Here is a 15310-nt window from a genome sequence, read left to right as displayed (position 1 = left end):
GGATTGACTCGCTGCGCTCGCCCTGCGGGCAGCCTGTTCGCTGCGCGCCCAGTCTGTCCAACGGGCTGTCGCCCGTTGTCGAACCCCGGTCGGGCGTTCTCATCCCCCCGGTGGTGTGCGACATGCGAAAAAAAAGCCCGTACTTTCGTACGAGCTCTTCATTAAATATGGCGGTGAGGGGGGGATTCGAACCCCCGATACGTTGCCGTATACACACTTTCCAGGCGTGCTCCTTCAGCCACTCGGACACCTCACCATATTGTCATCCCGTTGTTGTCGGGACGGGCGCTAATGTAAGGAAAAGCCGAACTGCCGTCAACTCACTTTTTCAGTAATGTCGTGTGTTTAGACAAACTTCAGGCAACCTGATTCCTAAATGCACGGAAACCGTCTTTTTTATCAGCAACGCGGATGACGATGAAATTTGTTATGCTGGCAATCCAGTTGAAAATGAAAATAAAACAGCGCAATAAAAGGCAGGAATGACTATGGATATTATTTTCTATCACCCCACTTTTGATACGGCTTACTGGATTAAAGCACTTTCAGCGGCGCTGCCGGGCGCACGGGTACGTGAGTGGAAACGCGGCGATAACGACCATGCTGACTATGCGCTGGTCTGGCACCCGCCGGTAGAAATGCTGCAGGGCCGCGAGCTGAAAGCCGTATTTGCCCTGGGCGCTGGCGTGGATTCGATCCTCAGTAAACTGAAAGCCCACCCGGAAATGCTGCCGGAACATGTTCCGCTGTTCCGCCTGGAAGACACCGGCATGGGTCAGCAAATGCAGGAGTATGCAGTTAGCCAGGTGCTGCACTGGTTCCGCCGTTTTGATGACTATCAGGCGTTGAAACAGCAGGCCCGCTGGGAGCCGCTGCCTGAGTATCCCCGCGAGACCTTCACGATTGGTCTTCTCGGGGCGGGCGTACTGGGATCGAAAGTGGCCGAAGCCCTTGCCCCGTGGGGGTTCCCGCTGCGCTGCTGGAGCCGCAGTCGCAAAGATTATCCGGGCGTTGTCAGCTTTGCAGGAATACAGGAGCTGCCAGCGTTCCTGAAAGACACCCGCGTGTTGATAAACCTGTTGCCAAATACTGCTGAAACCGTGGGCATCATCAACGGCGAGCTGCTGAACCAGCTGGCAGACCAGAGCTACGTCATGAACCTCGCGCGCGGCGTTCACCTTGTGGAAGCCGACCTGATTAAAGCTCTGGACAGCGGTAAGCTTAAAGGTGCAATGCTCGATGTCTACAGCCGTGAACCGTTGCCAGAAGAAAGCCCGCTGTGGGCGCATCCGCGGGTGGCGATGACGCCGCACATCGCGGCGGTCACGCGGCCTGCCGAAGCCGTGGCGTACATTTCTCACACCATCAGCGAGATTGAAAAAGGAAAAACCGTCACCGGGCAGGTCGACAGACAGCGTGGATACTGATAGTAACCCGGCGTTAGCCGGGTTTTTGCTAATATTCGCCGCTGATAACTGCTATCCTTTGAAAAAATAGCCGAGGAGAGAAAGATGTATCCCGTTGACCTGCATATGCACACCGTCGCCAGCACTCACGCCTACAGCACCCTTCATGACTACATCGCGCAAGCAAAGCGTAAAGGTATCAAGCTGTTTGCCATTACCGATCACGGTCCTGATATGGCTGATGCACCGCACTACTGGCACTTTGTGAATATGCGTATCTGGCCACGCCTGGTGGATGGCGTCGGGATACTGCGCGGCATCGAAGCGAACATTAAGAATACCGACGGTGAAATTGACTGCACCGGCCCGATGCTGACCTCGCTGGATTTAATTATTGCCGGCTTCCATGAGCCGGTTTTTGCGCCGCAGGACAAAGAGACCAACACCGCGGCGATGATTGCCACCATTGCCAGCGGCAATGTGCATATCATCAGCCATCCGGGAAACCCGAAGTACCCTGTTGATATCGAGGCGGTTGCGCAGGCTGCGGCGAAACACCGCGTGGCGCTGGAGATAAACAACTCCTCTTTCGTTCACTCCCGCAAGGGAAGTGAAGCTAACTGCCGCAACATTGCTGCGGCGGTACGGGATGCTGGCGGCATGGTAGCCCTGGGATCCGATTCACACACGGCGTTTACCCTCGGCGATTTCAGCGAGTGCCTGAAGGTGCTGAATGACGTTGGGTTCCCGGAGGAGCGGATCCTGAACGTCACCCCGCGCCGCATGCTTGATTTTCTGGAATCGCGCGGAATGGCGCCGATCGATGAATTTGTCGACCTTTAATTACGTAACGGAATAAAAAAATGAATGAGTTTTCCATCCTCTGCCGCGTGCTGGGTACGCTCTATTATCGTCAGCCGCAGGATCCGCTGCTGGTTCCGCTCTTCACGCTGATTCGTGAAGGGAAGCTGGCGCAGAACTGGCCGCTGGAACAGGATGCGTTACTGGAGCGGCTGCAGAAAAGCTGCGATATGCAGCAGATTTCAACCGACTACAATGCCCTGTTTGTGGGCGACGAGTGTCGCGTTTCGCCGTATCGCTCTGCGTGGCAGGAAGGCGCAACGGAAGCGGAAGTGCGCGCCTTTTTATCCGAGCGCGGTATGCCGCTGACGGATACCCCGGCCGACCACATCGGGACGCTGCTGCTGGCGGCCTCCTGGATTGAAGATCATGCGGGCGACGATGAGAATGACGCCATCCAGACCCTGTTTGAAGAATACCTGCTGCCGTGGTGTGGCACCTTCCTCGGTAAAGTGGAAGCGCACGCGACGTCTCCGTTCTGGCGAACACTGGCCCCGCTGACCCGTGACGCTATTGCCGCGATGTGGGATGAACTGGAAGAAGAGAACGAAGAGTGATCTGAATCACATAAGTTCTGCAACGATACATTTCAGCTTGCACATAATGTGCTCATGATCGCATTTTCATGGCGCGCTTCTGCTAATATGCGCGCCATGAACATATTACTCTGCATTGCACTTACAACAGGCATTCTCTCCGGGCTGTGGGGATGGGTGGCCGTGTCTCTTGGTTTGCTGAGCTGGGCCGGTTTCCTGGGCTGCACTGCCTATTTCGCCTGCCCTCAGGGCGGCCTGAAGGGGCTGTTTATCTCTGGCTGTACGCTGATGAGCGGCGTTGTCTGGGCGATGGTGATCATGAAGGGCAGTGCGCTGGCACCGCACCTCGAGATTCTGGGGTATGTCATGACGGGCGTGGTCGCCTTTTTGATGTGCATTCAGGCGAAACATCTTCTGCTGTCGTTTGTCCCGGGTACCTTTATGGGCGCCTGCGCAACTTTTGCAGGGCAGGGTGACTGGAAGCTGGTGGTGCCATCGCTGCTGCTGGGCTTACTGTTTGGTTATGCGATGAAAAACAGCGGCCTCTGGCTGGCTGCCCGGCGGGAGCGAACGCAAAACGCCACGGCACTCAGTGAATAAAAAAAGGCGAGATAACGTTCTCGCCTTTTTTATGCGCGTCGGATCAGGATTCCGGCGGAACGGTCATTTCGCGGTATTTTACCAGAACCGGGTTTTTGGCTTCGGCCTTGTTCTGCAGATCCCACAGCCCGCGGTCGATCCCGTCGTTAATCAGGAAGATGACCCCCGTTTCGATGGCGGACATCAGACACATCATCACCGGTTCGTTAGAGGTATAGCCAATTTCACCCTCAAGCAAGCGCTGGTAGTCGATGAAGCGGAACACCCCAGCCTGCACCTCATACGAGAGGATGGTTTTGCTGGTGGTGACCGACGACAGCACCTCCCCGGTGCTGACATTGACCACGCGCAGGTTCACCGCTATTTGATCAAGTTGATACTGGGTATCTGCCCCGATACCGAAGTACCGCGCACCCACGCCGCCGGATTTAACGTTGCTTTCATAACCGATTATCGAGCCTTCGATCATGACGTTGGCCGCCGCCAGCGATTGCAGCGGCATACGGTTGTTATTCGCCACGGTGCCATTTTCCTGTGCGGCACGAATGATTTTACGCTCGTTCAGCAGGTTCTGTAGCCCCTGACGTTCCAGCGGAATAAACCAGCGTGAATCCTTCAGAGCGGTGACCAGCATCGCGGTGGCGCTTTGTGGCACAGCCGTAGAGAAGTTACTGGCCGGATAAGGCTTAAACTGTCCCGTTTCATCCTGAATATTGTAAACCGAGACAAATATTTTTCCGGTAGGCGACGGAAGATGCGTTAAATCACGGTAGCTCTGGGCCCGAGGCATTAATGTCGGTTTTGCACCTTCTTTTGGCGGAGCAGTTAAACATCCGCTTAATAAGCACACTGCAACAATTAACAGGAAGCGCTGCATGGTCGTTGTCCTTATTTCGTGGTTGTTTAGAAATCAGCGGCGTTATTTTGTAAACCGGACACCTGAATGGTGGATGTTTTCCCCGTTTTACGATCCGTCACGTTGAGCTGAAGCTGCCCGTCTTTATTGGCAATATCGACAATAAAGTCATTCGTCACCATTCGCCCGGGTTTTCCGGTATTAATATTGGTGAGTAAGCCGCCTAAAATCTGTGATTGAATCGCCTGGGTGAAGTTGTCCAGCGCGGAGGGCGTATCAACGCTGTAGTCCTCATAGCTGGGGTCTTTGTACGAGTTTTGAGCCTGAGCTTCGTTGAGCAGAAACGCCCCGTTGTTAGGATTGCCACCAAAGTTAGGGTTACGAAACTGGAACGTCATATTCCCGGCCCAGCTTACAGGTGTAATAAGCATTAACGAAACCACTGCATATGCAATACGCATGACAGCCTCCGAATAGTGGGTGACTAGAATTCGTCTTTTGCTAAATCGCGGGTGCTTAATAGCGCTTTATCTATTTGCAGGCGATTAATAGCGTCTTCAGTTTGTGCCAGTGCTAAGTCAACGTTTTTATCGAAGTCTATTCTGGTGGGAAATAAAAATGTCTGGTAAATAACGTCCTGATTGGCCGTTATGGTTATCCAGCTTCCCCATCGCGCACTGGGCCGTTCGTTAATCGTGATATTTCCAGGATACGACGTGTCCCATTTATCGCTAAAAGCACGGTAAAAATTGTGCCCGACGGACGAGACGGTGTGGTCAGTTAACAGCCCGGGAACTTCAACCTCTACGGCCTGGAGGTTCCCGGCAGCGAGCAGAATGCCCGCTGCGGCAATCCAACTCAACGTGCGTTTCATGTTATTAACGCCTGAGGTTATCGTTTGCCCATGACACCGCCTGGGTCCGGTTTTTAACGGCTATCTTCTTGAAAAGATTATAAAGATGCGTCTTTACCGTATTTTCGCTGATAAATAACGAACGGGCGATTTCAATATTGGAGGCGCCTATGCGCAACTTGTTGAGGATCTCTTTCTCACGGTGAGTAAGAAGGGCAGATTCTGAACTGTTGTAGCGATAGTTTCCGGAATGGGTGATGAGATAGCTGGCAAGCTTCTGCGAAAAATAACATTCACCGCGCAATATCCCCTGCAGCCCTTCAACGACACGGCCTTCCTCTTCAGTGACGTAAAAAACGCCATTGATATGCGGCCAGCTTTCAATGTCTCTGAACGGATACTCATCAGGGGTATTCAATAACAGCACGCGGATATTATTGTTTTTCCTGCTTAAGTTATCTTGCCAGTAATGGATAAGCTTTTTATCTGCTTCCATCATATCGAGAAGAATAATGCTGCCTGAGGCAATATCATCAAAAGAGCGTTGAATATTGTGCAATTTTCCGTTCAGTGCAAGCGATTGCTTTAAATGCTGTAATAAAGCAGTCGCTTGTAAAGAAGGCTTGGTGATCAACAGTAATGTATGACCCTGTAAACTATGGACTTCATTAAACATGATGAAACCCCACTTTTTAGGACACCTGGCAGCTGCCCTCTTAATTAAAAGAGGGCACCAGAAGTACTGACAGATGTTGCACTGCTGTGTGTAGAATCAGACCATAACCTCCAGCAGGAGGTAAATATAAAACGAATTGCTTACTTCTGATTTCAATCTAGCTATTACGAATTTTAAAGCAAGTGTTAATGGTGTAACAAGATGTAAAAATCAATATTAATTTGTGAAAATCGAAGCGAGGAATTGCGGGGATTTGATAGGAAAGTTGTACAGATAAATAATTGTGGACAGTTTTTAAAAATCATACAAATAAATGTATACCGATGATTTTAATACGATATATTTTTTCCCTCTCTCTTCTGTAAAGGTATGAGTCACCAAAAAAATCTACGCCATAAAAATCCATGGGAATCGTCTTAAGAAAACGCGCTTTGTGTCACGACGTGAACAGGAATGTGTTCAGCGAAGCGGTAAAAAGGCCTCGGATAAGGCTCGGTGGCTGTTTTGCTAGCGGTATGCAGGGCTGAAAGAAAACGCGCAATTAAAGCTTACGTTATCTGAGTGCAGCGCTTTTTGGCTTTAATTAATACTTTGAGGTGATGCCTTAAATAAAAATAAGCCGCGCGGGTGAGATATTTAAAATGTTTCGGCGGACATACTCATCACCGTAACGACGCGTTAACAAAATGATGAATGAGTTAACACGAGGTCACATCACTGTTGATATATAGCCAGGTCCAGGGTGACAACATGAAAAACAGCTCGTTATTTATGATGTTTACATTACTGGGAGTGCCTGGGTTTGTCACCGCGGCAGGTTCAGATTTAGCACATGCTGAATATAACTTCGCGGTGAATGAATTAAGTCGTTCCTCATTAAATCAGGCAGCCATTATTGGTCAGCAGGGCGTAAATAATGACGCTCAGGTTCGGCAGGGCGGTTCTAAATTACTGTCTGTTGTCTCCCAGGAGGGGACAGGAAACCGAGCGAGAGTTGATCAATCAGGGACTTATAACTTTGCCTATATCGCGCAGAGTGGCAGTTCGAACGATGCGAGTATTACGCAAGGGGCATTTGGTAACACGGCGATGATTATCCAGAAAGGCTCGGGTAATAAAGCCAATATTACGCAGTACGGTACGCAGAAAACCGCAGTTGTAGTGCAAAGACAGTCGCAAATGGCCATTCGCGTTATTCAACGCTAGCTGTTTCGCGGCGACTTTAATCAATCCGATGGGGGTTTACCATGAAATTTATCAAAGTGGCAGCACTTGCAGCAATCGTCGTTTCAGGTAGTGCTATGGCAGGTCTTATTAATCAAGGCGGCTGGGGTCATGGTGGCGGTCATAATAATAATGGTCCTGATTCAACCCTGAGCATTTACCAGTACGGCGGCGGTAACTCAGCTCTTGCACTGCAATCAGACGCCCGGGATTCCTCCCTGAGCATCAGCCAGAGCGGTGGCGGTAACGGCGCGGATGTCGGACAAGGTTCCGATGACAGCACCATTACCCTGACCCAGAACGGTTTCGGTAACAGCGCAACGCTCGATCAGTGGAATGGTAAAGACTCCACAATGACCGTGAGCCAGTTTGGTGGTGGTAACGGTGCGGCGGTTGATCAAACGGCTTCCGGCTCTACTGTGACTGTTCAGCAGGTTGGCTTCGGTAACAACGCGACAGCGCATCAGTATTAAGACAAACTTCAGTTCGACATAAAACAGGGCCTGCGCCCTGTTTTTTTTCGGGAGTTCATCATGCATACCTTAGTCCTCCTTGCTGCGCTCTCCAGCCAAATTACCTTCAAAACCTCGCAAGAGGGCGAGATGACCACCATCATTCCGCAGGTCACCCTGACGCACGCCTGTCTTTGTCAGGTACATATTGATTTTAGCCGCCATGGACTGGGGGGCAACAGCACCTCGACGCAGCGAAATACCTTAAATATTCCCGCCAATCAGCCGATAGATCTTTCACGCCTGAGCGTTAATATTCACGCCCTCGACTCGGTAACGCTTGTAGTGACTGTCTCCGACGGCGAATCGTTACATTTAACGCAACGCTGGCCGTCCTCTGAGTGATGACGTCATAATATTCATCAAATCAATAATTTGTGTGAGATGGCGCCACCCGGGAGTTATTACTATGATCATGAGAGCGGCGCTACGTGGCCGCAAGGGATCAGAGTGACGTTTTGGCTGTACCAAGGAACATATCAACCCCTCAAGGACGATTTATCATTGAGGAGCTACCGATGGCTGCGTCCATTTCCCGATTCATCTCTGGCATTGCTTTTATCTGTACCGCTGCGCTAACTCCCGCGATGGCGGCCACCACGGCGCAGGGCGGCGTGATCCACTTCCGCGGGCAGATCGTGGAAGACCCTTGCGTGGTAAACCCTCAACATCAGAAATTTGCGTTAACCTGCCCTCAAAACGGGCGGATGCAAACAACGCACATCAGTTATCAGGATGCCCTGGATGGACATCACACGTCTGCAAATACGGTGCAGGTCAGCATGAAGTACCTGGATCCAGAGAAGAAATTAGCGGTCGTTGAACTCGACTACCGTTGAGTCTTTCTTGCCCCCTCTCAGGCCGGGGGCCATTCAAATCCCTTTTTCATTGAATTCCCTCTGCTATACACTGAACCGAAAGGTGGAGAGCAGGGGGAAATATGAAACCACAAATAGAGATCGTCCAGGGCGATATCACCACGCTACGGGTTGACGTGATCGTCAACGCGGCAAATCCATCGTTAATGGGGGGCGGGGGTGTTGATGGTGCCATCCATCGGGCTGCCGGACCGCAGCTGCTTGAAGCCTGTAAGGTGGTGCGCCAGCAGCAGGGCGAGTGCCCGCCGGGGCATGCTGTCATTACGCTCGCGGGCGATTTGAACGCCAAAGCCGTCATCCACGCCGTGGGGCCTGTCTGGCACGGTGGAGACCGCAACGAGGCCAGCATACTGGAAGAGACCTACCGCAACTGCCTGCGCCTCGCGGCTGATAATGGCTATAACACCATGGCGTTTCCGGCCATCAGTACGGGCGTGTACGGCTATCCGAAAGCCGAGGCCGCCAGGATAGCCGTGAACACGGTTTACCACTATCTCTCGCTCAAGCCTGTGCCGGAGAAGGTCATTTTTGTCTGTTTTGATGAAGAGACGGCGCGTCTGTATGGGCAGATGCTGATCCAGCGCGAGCAGGAGTTAGGTATCGGATAAAAAAAGCGGCGCCAGATGGGCGCCGCTCTGCTATCAGGCTTTAACCTGCGGTTTGCCGGAGAAGAGGAAACGCAACAGCGGGATCCGCAGGTGGATCTCGTACAGCACAATCGCAATCCCTATCACAAAGACCAGCCCGGTAAAGAAGCCCACCGTATTCGAGGCAATGTGCGGGGTGATAAACGCCCCGAAGAACAGCGTTAACGGGTGATGCACCAGATAAATAAACAATGACGCATTGACGAAATAAGTGACGCGGCTGGATTTAAAATTCAGCAGGCGATGGCCCAGGGCGAATACCACGTTCACCATCCACAGCCCCATGAGCGTGGTAATCACGCTCTCGGTTTCATACATCCACGCGTCGCCGCTGCCGTAGCGTTGGTTCAGCAGATAGGCTGCAAACGCCAGCGCCGCGCCCGCCGCACACCACGGAGAAGGGGTCGTGAAGAGCGATTTCAGCTGCGGATAGATAAACGCCAGCGCCCCAATCAGGAAGAAGGGGAGGTAGAACAGCGTTTGCATAACGACGAAATTAAACAGCCCGTCGCTCAGAATCGGTGGGTAGACGATAAACAACGTGCGTCTGATGGCGGCATAGATTATGCCCAGCACCAGAAAGAGCAGCGACAGTTTGCCGAGGGTAATGTTGGCAAAGAACGCATCGGATTTTTCGCTGACGTGGCGGCGCAGCCGGGAAAAGATCACCAGACTCACCGTAGTGAGCACGACCAGCACCAGCAGGAACCAGAGGTGAGAAACAAGTTCCCAGACCAGGGTGTTGTACTTCTCATACAGCGAAAGCGTAGGCCAGTTTGCCGCCTTACCGTTGACATACTGCAGCATAATAAATTGCGGCAGCGTAAGCAGGGGAATGGCGGTTAACATCGGGATGCCCACGCGCTCCACGCGCACCTTCCACCAGCGCTTAAGCGGATAGCGCAGGAAAAGCATGTAGGAGAAGTAGCCCGAGATGACGAAAAACACCTGCATACGGAAGGCGTGAATAAAGTCATTAAACAGCGTAAGCCACCAGGAAGGTGCAAGGCTGTTAACGTGCCAGGTGTGGCTCGAGTAAATCAGTGAAATATGGAACGGGATCCCTAAGAGCATCAACCATGCCCGGATCGAGTCGAGGAAATATTCGCGTTGTACGGGTGTTGTGCTCATATAACTTTGTGCATTCTCAGACTTTTCGCCTTATCCCTAAGACTCATAATGGTTACATTCGGAGCCAACCCTACACCAAGACCGACACCCTGTCTCCAGGATAAGCACGCAAAGTGAAAAGCGGGTTCTTTCATTTGCTTAATCCATGAGCCAGCGAGCTGAACAAAGCAGTGATAATGTTGTCGGATTGCCTGAGTTTCCATTAAAATGGATCGGATCGATATAAGCACACAAAGGGGGAAGTGCTTACTTATTATGAAACATAAACAACAAATGATGAAAATGCGTTGGTTGGGTGCTGCAGTGGTGTTATCACTGTATACCTCATCGGCTCTGGCCTTTAACATCGATGACGTCGCAAAACAGGCAAAATCGATGGCGGGGAAGAGCTACGAAGCGCCGAAAAGTAACTTGCCCTCCGTTTTCCGCGACATGAAATACGCGGACTATCAGCAGATCCAGTTCAACCATGACAAAGCGTACTGGAACAACATTAAAACCCCGTTCAAGCTTGAGTTTTATCACCAGGGTATGTATTTCGACACCCCTGTTGCCATCAATGAAGTGACGGCGACCGCGGTCCGTAAAATCAAGTACAGCCCGGATTATTTCAATTTTGGCGACGTACAGCACGACAAAGACACGGTGAAAGACCTCGGCTTCGCAGGCTTCAAGGTGCTTTACCCGATCAACAGCAAAGATAAAAACGACGAAATCGTCAGCATGCTGGGCGCCAGCTACTTCCGCGTGATTGGCGCAGGGCAGGTGTACGGGCTTTCCGCGCGTGGCCTGGCCATTGATACGGCATTGCCATCCGGTGAAGAGTTCCCGCGTTTTCGCGAGTTCTGGATCGAACGTCCTAAACCTACGGACAAACGTCTGACGATTTATGCGCTGCTGGACTCCCCTCGTGCGACCGGCGCTTATCGCTTCGTGATCATGCCGGGCCGTGACACGGTTGTTGACGTGCAGTCCAAAGTGTACCTGCGCGATAAAGTAGGCAAGCTGGGCGTGGCACCGCTGACCAGCATGTTCCTGTTCGGCCCTAACCAGCCGTCTCCGGCAACCAACTTCCGCCCTGAGCTGCACGACTCCAACGGTCTCTCCATCCATGCCGGTAACGGCGAATGGATCTGGCGTCCGCTGAACAACCCGAAACATCTGGCCGTCAGCAGTTTCGCTATGGAAAACCCGCAGGGCTTCGGTCTGCTGCAGCGTGGCCGTCAGTTCTCTCGCTTTGAGGATCTGGACGACCGTTACGACCTGCGCCCAAGCGCCTGGGTAACGCCGAAAGGTGACTGGGGCAAAGGCAAAGTCGAGCTGGTTGAAATTCCAACCAACGATGAAACCAACGACAACATCGTCGCTTACTGGACGCCGGATCAGCTGCCGGAAGCCGGTAAAGAGATGAACTTCAAGTACGCGATTACCTTCAGCCGTGACGAAGATAAACTGCACGCGCCGGACAATGCGTATGTGATGCAGACGCGTCGCTCTACGGGCGATGTGAAGCAATCTAACCTTATCCGTCAGCCGGACGGCACCGTCGCGTTTGTGGTGGATTTCACCGGCCAGGACATGAAAAAACTGTCCCCGGATACCGCAGTGACCGCCCAGGCCAGCATCGGTGATAACGGTGAGATTGTGGAAAATGCTGTGCGTTATAACCCGGTAACCAAAGGGTGGCGTTTAACCCTGCGTGTGAAAGTGAAAGATCCGAAACAGACCACTGAAATGCGTGCTGCGCTGGTCAGTGAAGATCAGCCACTGAGCGAAACCTGGAGCTATCAGCTACCTGCCAATGAATAATACAACTGAATATATTGATGCGATGCCGCTGACGGATATTGAAAAAGCGGCACTGCCCAGGAGCGACATTCAGGCGGTGCATGCCGCCCTGGATGGTGAACATCGTCACTTTACCCGTGAGGATGATTCACCGCTCGGGTCAGTCAAAATGCGTCTGGAGCGTACGTGGCCGGACTCGCTGGCAGAAGGGCAACTGATTAAGGACGATGAAGGGCGCGACCAGCTTCAGGCAATGCCAAAAGCAACGCGTTCCTCAATGTTCCCCGATCCCTGGCGCACCAACCCGGTGGGCCGCTTCTGGGATCGCCTGCGCGGGCGTGAAGTTACGCCGCGCTATCTGTCCCGTTTGACCAAAGAAGAGCAGGCCTCTGAGCAGAAATGGCGTACCGTGGGTACGCTGCGTCGCTATACCTTGCTGCTGCTGACGCTGGCGCAGACGGTCGTTGCGACGTGGTACATGAAGACGATCCTGCCTTATCAGGGCTGGGCGCTGATCAACCCTGCTGACATGATAGGCCAGGATATCTGGGTCTCCTTTATGCAGCTGCTGCCGTATATTCTGCAGAGCGGCATCCTCCTGCTGTTCGCCGTGCTGTTCTGCTGGGTATCGGCCGGGTTCTGGACCGCGCTGATGGGCTTCCTGCAGCTGCTGATGGGCCGCGACAAATACAGCATTTCCGCGTCGACGGTCGGGGATGAACCCCTGAATCCCGAGCATCGTACCGCGCTGATTATGCCTATCTGTAACGAAGACGTTGACCGCGTATTCGCGGGTCTTCGCGCCACCTGGGAGTCCGTTAAGGCGACCGGTAACGCGGCGCATTTCGACGTCTACATTCTTAGCGACAGCTACAACCCCGATATCTGCGTGGCAGAGCAAAAAGCCTGGATGGAGCTGATTGCGGAAGTGCAGGGCGAAGGGCAGATCTTCTATCGCCGTCGTCGTCGTCGCGTGAAGCGTAAAAGCGGTAACATCGATGACTTCTGCCGTCGCTGGGGCAACCAGTACAGCTACATGGTGGTTCTGGATGCTGACTCGGTGATGAGCGGCGACTGTCTGAGCGGCCTGGTTCGCCTGATGGAAGCTAACCCGAATGCCGGGATTATTCAGTCCTCGCCAAAAGCGTCCGGAATGGACACGCTGTACGCACGCTGCCAGCAGTTTGCGACGCGCGTTTACGGGCCGCTGTTTACCGCGGGTCTGCACTTCTGGCAGTTGGGTGAATCCCACTACTGGGGTCACAACGCCATTATCCGCGTGAAGCCGTTTATCGAGCACTGTGCGCTTGCGCCGCTGCCGGGCGAAGGCTCCTTCGCAGGCTCTATCCTGTCGCATGACTTTGTTGAAGCCGCGCTGATGCGCCGTGCAGGGTGGGGCGTCTGGATCGCCTACGATCTGCCAGGCTCCTACGAAGAATTGCCGCCGAACCTGCTGGATGAACTCAAGCGTGACCGCCGCTGGTGTCACGGTAACCTGATGAACTTCCGCCTGTTCCTGGTGAAAGGGATGCACCCGGTTCACCGTGCGGTCTTCCTGACGGGCGTGATGTCTTATCTGTCTGCACCGCTGTGGTTTATGTTCCTGGCGCTGTCGACGGCGTTGCAGGTTGTCCACGCGCTGACGGAACCGCAATACTTCCTGCAACCGCGCCAGCTGTTCCCGGTGTGGCCGCAGTGGCGTCCGGAACTGGCGATTGCGCTGTTTGCGTCGACCATGGTGCTGCTGTTCCTGCCAAAACTGCTCAGTATTGTGCTGATCTGGTGTAAAGGCTCTAAAGAGTACGGTGGCTTCTGCCGCGTGACGCTGTCGCTGCTGCTGGAAGTGCTGTTCTCCGTCCTGCTGGCACCGGTACGTATGCTCTTCCACACCGTATTTGTGGTGAGCGCGTTCCTGGGCTGGGAAGTGGTCTGGAACTCGCCGCAGCGTGACGATGACTCCACGCCGTGGAGCGAAGCCTTTATGCGTCACGGTTCGCAGCTGCTGCTGGGGCTGGTGTGGGCGGCCGGGATGGCGTGGCTGGATCTGCGTTTCCTGTTCTGGCTGGCTCCGATTGTCTTCTCCCTGATCCTGTCGCCGTTTGTGTCGGTGATCTCCAGCCGCTCAACGGTTGGCCTGCGCACTAAACGCTGGAAGCTGTTCCTGATCCCGGAAGAGTATTCCCCGCCGCAGGTGCTGGTGGATACCGACCGTTATCTCGAACTGAACCGCAGCCGCTCGCTGGCAGATGGCTTTATGCACGCGGTGTTTAACCCGTCGTTTAACGCCCTGGCCACCGCAATGGCTACCGCGCGTCACCGTGCCAGCCATGTACTGGAGATTGCCCGCGATCGTCACGTTGAGCAGGCGCTGAACGAGACGCCGGAGAAACTCAACCGCGACCGTCGTCTGGTGCTGCTGAGCGATCCGGTAACAATGGCGCGCCTGCACTACCGCGTCTGGTCTGCGCCGGAGAGATACTCGTCGTGGGTGAGCCACTACAATGAGCTGAAACTGAATCCGCTGGCACTGAAGGCGAAGTAACGCTTCTTTGCCCGGCGGCGCGACGCTTGCACGGGCCTACACATAAACGTAGGGCGGGTAAGCGAAGCGTCACCCACTAAATAAAATACCGGCTTAATCGCCGGTATTTTTTATGAGGTAAGGCATGAAAATAATTGCAGTGGTGGTCATGGCGATGCTGCTCAGCGGCTGCGGCAGCATCATCAGCCGTACCATTCCCGGGCAGGGCCACGGGAATCAGTACTACCCCGGCGTCCAGTGGGATGTTCGCGACTCAGCGTGGCGTTACCTCACGGTGCTCGATCTGCCGTTCTCGCTGATCTTCGACACGCTGCTGCTGCCCATTGACGCCAGCCACGGCCCGTACGAATAAGCGTTAATTAACGCTCGTCCCACTCATCCGCTGCGGCCTGGCCCTCTTCGGTATCCAGCGGCGGTTCGAGCTGAAACTCACCTTCATCCCATTCGTGCAGCGTATTCTCTTCAAGCCACTCCTGACGTAGCTCGATTTCATCGTAGTCGCCGTCAAAGACAGCCTGCGCACCTTCACCACTCAACACCGGCAAACATTCTCCGTCCTGGCCATCATCGGCAAAGAACTCGGCCTGCCACATAATATCGCCATCCTGCAGCACATATTTTTGAATGTTGAGCTGTTGCACGTCAGCATCTTCTTCCTCAAGGCCGGGTTTATCGGCGAGGAACTCTTCGCGAGCGGCATCAATAGCTTCTTCCAGCGTGGCGTACATGGTCATCGGTGTCTCCCTGTTTTTCGATAAGGTATTCAGGGAAAGAATAGCTGAATATGAGATTTTGCAAGT

18 protein-coding genes and 1 tRNA gene are annotated in these 15310 nt (G+C 53.4%); 12 read left to right on the top strand and 7 right to left on the bottom strand.

What is annotated here, in order from left to right; genetic code table 11:
* Positions 1 to 168: 168 nt before the first annotated feature.
* Positions 169 to 256: transfer RNA gene (locus FFS28_RS20320), tRNA-Ser, on the bottom strand.
* A gap of 232 nt (positions 257 to 488) precedes the next feature.
* Here FFS28_RS20320 and ghrA point away from each other — a divergent pair.
* The 4 genes from ghrA to FFS28_RS20300 all read left to right on the top strand — a co-directional run bounded on the left by ghrA (position 489) and on the right by FFS28_RS20300 (position 3403).
* The gene (gene ghrA, locus FFS28_RS20315; protein WP_137903818.1) at positions 489 to 1427 is read left to right on the top strand and encodes a glyoxylate/hydroxypyruvate reductase GhrA; all 939 of its coding nucleotides are present in this window, start codon (positions 489 to 491) and stop codon (positions 1425 to 1427) included.
* 84 nt (positions 1428 to 1511) lie between these two features.
* Positions 1512 to 2249, top strand: a complete 738-nt coding sequence (locus FFS28_RS20310; RefSeq protein ID WP_006174623.1) for a phosphatase — start codon at positions 1512 to 1514, stop codon at positions 2247 to 2249.
* Positions 2250 to 2269: 20 nt separating this feature from the next.
* A complete protein-coding gene (locus FFS28_RS20305; protein WP_137903817.1) occupies positions 2270 to 2824 on the top strand; it encodes a TorD/DmsD family molecular chaperone in 555 nt (184 codons plus the stop codon).
* A 96-nt stretch (positions 2825 to 2920) separates the two neighbouring features.
* The gene (locus FFS28_RS20300) at positions 2921 to 3403 is read left to right on the top strand and encodes a DUF1097 domain-containing protein (RefSeq protein ID WP_137903816.1); all 483 of its coding nucleotides are present in this window, start codon (positions 2921 to 2923) and stop codon (positions 3401 to 3403) included.
* A gap of 43 nt (positions 3404 to 3446) precedes the next feature.
* On the opposite strand, the gene csgG is transcribed toward FFS28_RS20300, so the two are convergent.
* Genes csgG through csgD form a run of 4 tightly spaced genes read right to left on the bottom strand, consistent with a single transcriptional unit; the run spans position 3447 to position 5788 of the window.
* On the bottom strand, positions 3447 to 4280 hold the full coding sequence (gene csgG, locus FFS28_RS20295) for a curli production assembly/transport protein CsgG (protein WP_137903815.1): 834 nt from the start codon (positions 4278 to 4280) through the stop codon (positions 3447 to 3449).
* Between the two features lie 26 nt (positions 4281 to 4306).
* Positions 4307 to 4720 (bottom strand): curli production assembly/transport protein CsgF, encoded by a 414-nt coding sequence (csgF, locus tag FFS28_RS20290; protein WP_042319506.1) that lies wholly within the window; start codon positions 4718 to 4720, stop codon positions 4307 to 4309.
* A 23-nt stretch (positions 4721 to 4743) separates the two neighbouring features.
* The gene (gene csgE, locus FFS28_RS20285; RefSeq protein WP_137903814.1) at positions 4744 to 5133 is read right to left on the bottom strand and encodes a curli production assembly/transport protein CsgE; all 390 of its coding nucleotides are present in this window, start codon (positions 5131 to 5133) and stop codon (positions 4744 to 4746) included.
* Positions 5134 to 5137: 4 nt separating this feature from the next.
* Positions 5138 to 5788, bottom strand: a complete 651-nt coding sequence (gene csgD, locus FFS28_RS20280; RefSeq protein ID WP_006174629.1) for a biofilm master transcriptional regulator CsgD — start codon at positions 5786 to 5788, stop codon at positions 5138 to 5140.
* A 750-nt stretch (positions 5789 to 6538) separates the two neighbouring features.
* On the opposite strand from csgD, the gene csgB reads away from it, so the two are divergent.
* From csgB to ymdB, 5 genes are all read left to right on the top strand, one after another.
* The gene (csgB, locus tag FFS28_RS20275; protein WP_006174631.1) at positions 6539 to 6994 is read left to right on the top strand and encodes a curli minor subunit CsgB; all 456 of its coding nucleotides are present in this window, start codon (positions 6539 to 6541) and stop codon (positions 6992 to 6994) included.
* A gap of 41 nt (positions 6995 to 7035) precedes the next feature.
* Positions 7036 to 7485 carry a curli major subunit CsgA gene (csgA, locus tag FFS28_RS20270; RefSeq protein ID WP_006174632.1) on the top strand — a complete coding sequence of 150 codons (450 nt, stop codon included), beginning with the start codon at positions 7036 to 7038 and terminating at the stop codon, positions 7483 to 7485.
* Between the two features lie 60 nt (positions 7486 to 7545).
* Positions 7546 to 7869 carry a curli assembly chaperone CsgC gene (gene csgC, locus FFS28_RS20265; protein ID WP_058609166.1) on the top strand — a complete coding sequence of 108 codons (324 nt, stop codon included), beginning with the start codon at positions 7546 to 7548 and terminating at the stop codon, positions 7867 to 7869.
* A 173-nt stretch (positions 7870 to 8042) separates the two neighbouring features.
* Entirely contained in the window at positions 8043 to 8363 is a 321-nt protein-coding gene (locus tag FFS28_RS20260; RefSeq protein ID WP_006174634.1) for a YmdA family protein, read from the top strand.
* A 101-nt stretch (positions 8364 to 8464) separates the two neighbouring features.
* Positions 8465 to 9010, top strand: coding sequence for an O-acetyl-ADP-ribose deacetylase (gene ymdB, locus FFS28_RS20255; RefSeq protein WP_137903813.1), 546 nt, complete (start codon positions 8465 to 8467; stop codon positions 9008 to 9010).
* Between the two features lie 33 nt (positions 9011 to 9043).
* Here the strand turns inward: ymdB and mdoC are convergent, their stop codons facing one another.
* Positions 9044 to 10180, bottom strand: coding sequence for a glucans biosynthesis protein MdoC (gene mdoC, locus FFS28_RS20250; protein ID WP_088207519.1), 1137 nt, complete (start codon positions 10178 to 10180; stop codon positions 9044 to 9046).
* Positions 10181 to 10453: 273 nt separating this feature from the next.
* On the opposite strand from mdoC, the gene mdoG reads away from it, so the two are divergent.
* From mdoG to FFS28_RS20235, 3 genes are all read left to right on the top strand, one after another.
* Entirely contained in the window at positions 10454 to 11989 is a 1536-nt protein-coding gene (mdoG, locus tag FFS28_RS20245) for a glucans biosynthesis protein MdoG (protein WP_167519807.1), read from the top strand.
* Entirely contained in the window at positions 11982 to 14510 is a 2529-nt protein-coding gene (gene mdoH / locus FFS28_RS20240) for a glucans biosynthesis glucosyltransferase MdoH (protein WP_058609164.1), read from the top strand. Before mdoG ends, mdoH begins: the two co-directional genes overlap by 8 nt.
* 124 nt (positions 14511 to 14634) lie before the next feature.
* Positions 14635 to 14862 (top strand): YceK/YidQ family lipoprotein, encoded by a 228-nt coding sequence (locus tag FFS28_RS20235; RefSeq protein ID WP_006174640.1) that lies wholly within the window; start codon positions 14635 to 14637, stop codon positions 14860 to 14862.
* Between the two features lie 7 nt (positions 14863 to 14869).
* On the opposite strand, the gene FFS28_RS20230 is transcribed toward FFS28_RS20235, so the two are convergent.
* On the bottom strand, positions 14870 to 15244 hold the full coding sequence (locus tag FFS28_RS20230; protein ID WP_006174641.1) for a MysB family protein: 375 nt from the start codon (positions 15242 to 15244) through the stop codon (positions 14870 to 14872).
* Between the last annotated feature and the right edge of the window lie 66 nt (positions 15245 to 15310).

This window comes from Enterobacter sp. 2VL (assembly GCF_005503595.1).
GTDB classification, from domain to species: Bacteria; Pseudomonadota; Gammaproteobacteria; order Enterobacterales; family Enterobacteriaceae; genus Enterobacter; species Enterobacter cancerogenus.
This window is presented reverse-complemented; position numbering and strand designations above follow the sequence as displayed.

Coding starts and splice junctions, on each gene's coding strand:
- ghrA (WP_137903818.1), top strand. CDS start 489: ATGGATATTATTTTCTATCACCCCACTTTTGATACGGCTTACTGGATT.
- FFS28_RS20310 (WP_006174623.1), top strand. CDS start 1,512: ATGTATCCCGTTGACCTGCATATGCACACCGTCGCCAGCACTCACGCC.
- FFS28_RS20305 (WP_137903817.1), top strand. CDS start 2,270: ATGAATGAGTTTTCCATCCTCTGCCGCGTGCTGGGTACGCTCTATTAT.
- FFS28_RS20300 (WP_137903816.1), top strand. CDS start 2,921: ATGAACATATTACTCTGCATTGCACTTACAACAGGCATTCTCTCCGGG.
- csgG (WP_137903815.1), bottom strand. CDS start 4,280: ATGCAGCGCTTCCTGTTAATTGTTGCAGTGTGCTTATTAAGCGGATGT.
- csgF (WP_042319506.1), bottom strand. CDS start 4,720: ATGCGTATTGCATATGCAGTGGTTTCGTTAATGCTTATTACACCTGTA.
- csgE (WP_137903814.1), bottom strand. CDS start 5,133: ATGAAACGCACGTTGAGTTGGATTGCCGCAGCGGGCATTCTGCTCGCT.
- csgD (WP_006174629.1), bottom strand. CDS start 5,788: ATGTTTAATGAAGTCCATAGTTTACAGGGTCATACATTACTGTTGATC.
- csgB (WP_006174631.1), top strand. CDS start 6,539: ATGAAAAACAGCTCGTTATTTATGATGTTTACATTACTGGGAGTGCCT.
- csgA (WP_006174632.1), top strand. CDS start 7,036: ATGAAATTTATCAAAGTGGCAGCACTTGCAGCAATCGTCGTTTCAGGT.
- csgC (WP_058609166.1), top strand. CDS start 7,546: ATGCATACCTTAGTCCTCCTTGCTGCGCTCTCCAGCCAAATTACCTTC.
- FFS28_RS20260 (WP_006174634.1), top strand. CDS start 8,043: ATGGCTGCGTCCATTTCCCGATTCATCTCTGGCATTGCTTTTATCTGT.
- ymdB (WP_137903813.1), top strand. CDS start 8,465: ATGAAACCACAAATAGAGATCGTCCAGGGCGATATCACCACGCTACGG.
- mdoC (WP_088207519.1), bottom strand. CDS start 10,180: ATGAGCACAACACCCGTACAACGCGAATATTTCCTCGACTCGATCCGG.
- mdoG (WP_167519807.1), top strand. CDS start 10,454: ATGATGAAAATGCGTTGGTTGGGTGCTGCAGTGGTGTTATCACTGTAT.
- mdoH (WP_058609164.1), top strand. CDS start 11,982: ATGAATAATACAACTGAATATATTGATGCGATGCCGCTGACGGATATT.
- FFS28_RS20235 (WP_006174640.1), top strand. CDS start 14,635: ATGAAAATAATTGCAGTGGTGGTCATGGCGATGCTGCTCAGCGGCTGC.
- FFS28_RS20230 (WP_006174641.1), bottom strand. CDS start 15,244: ATGACCATGTACGCCACGCTGGAAGAAGCTATTGATGCCGCTCGCGAA.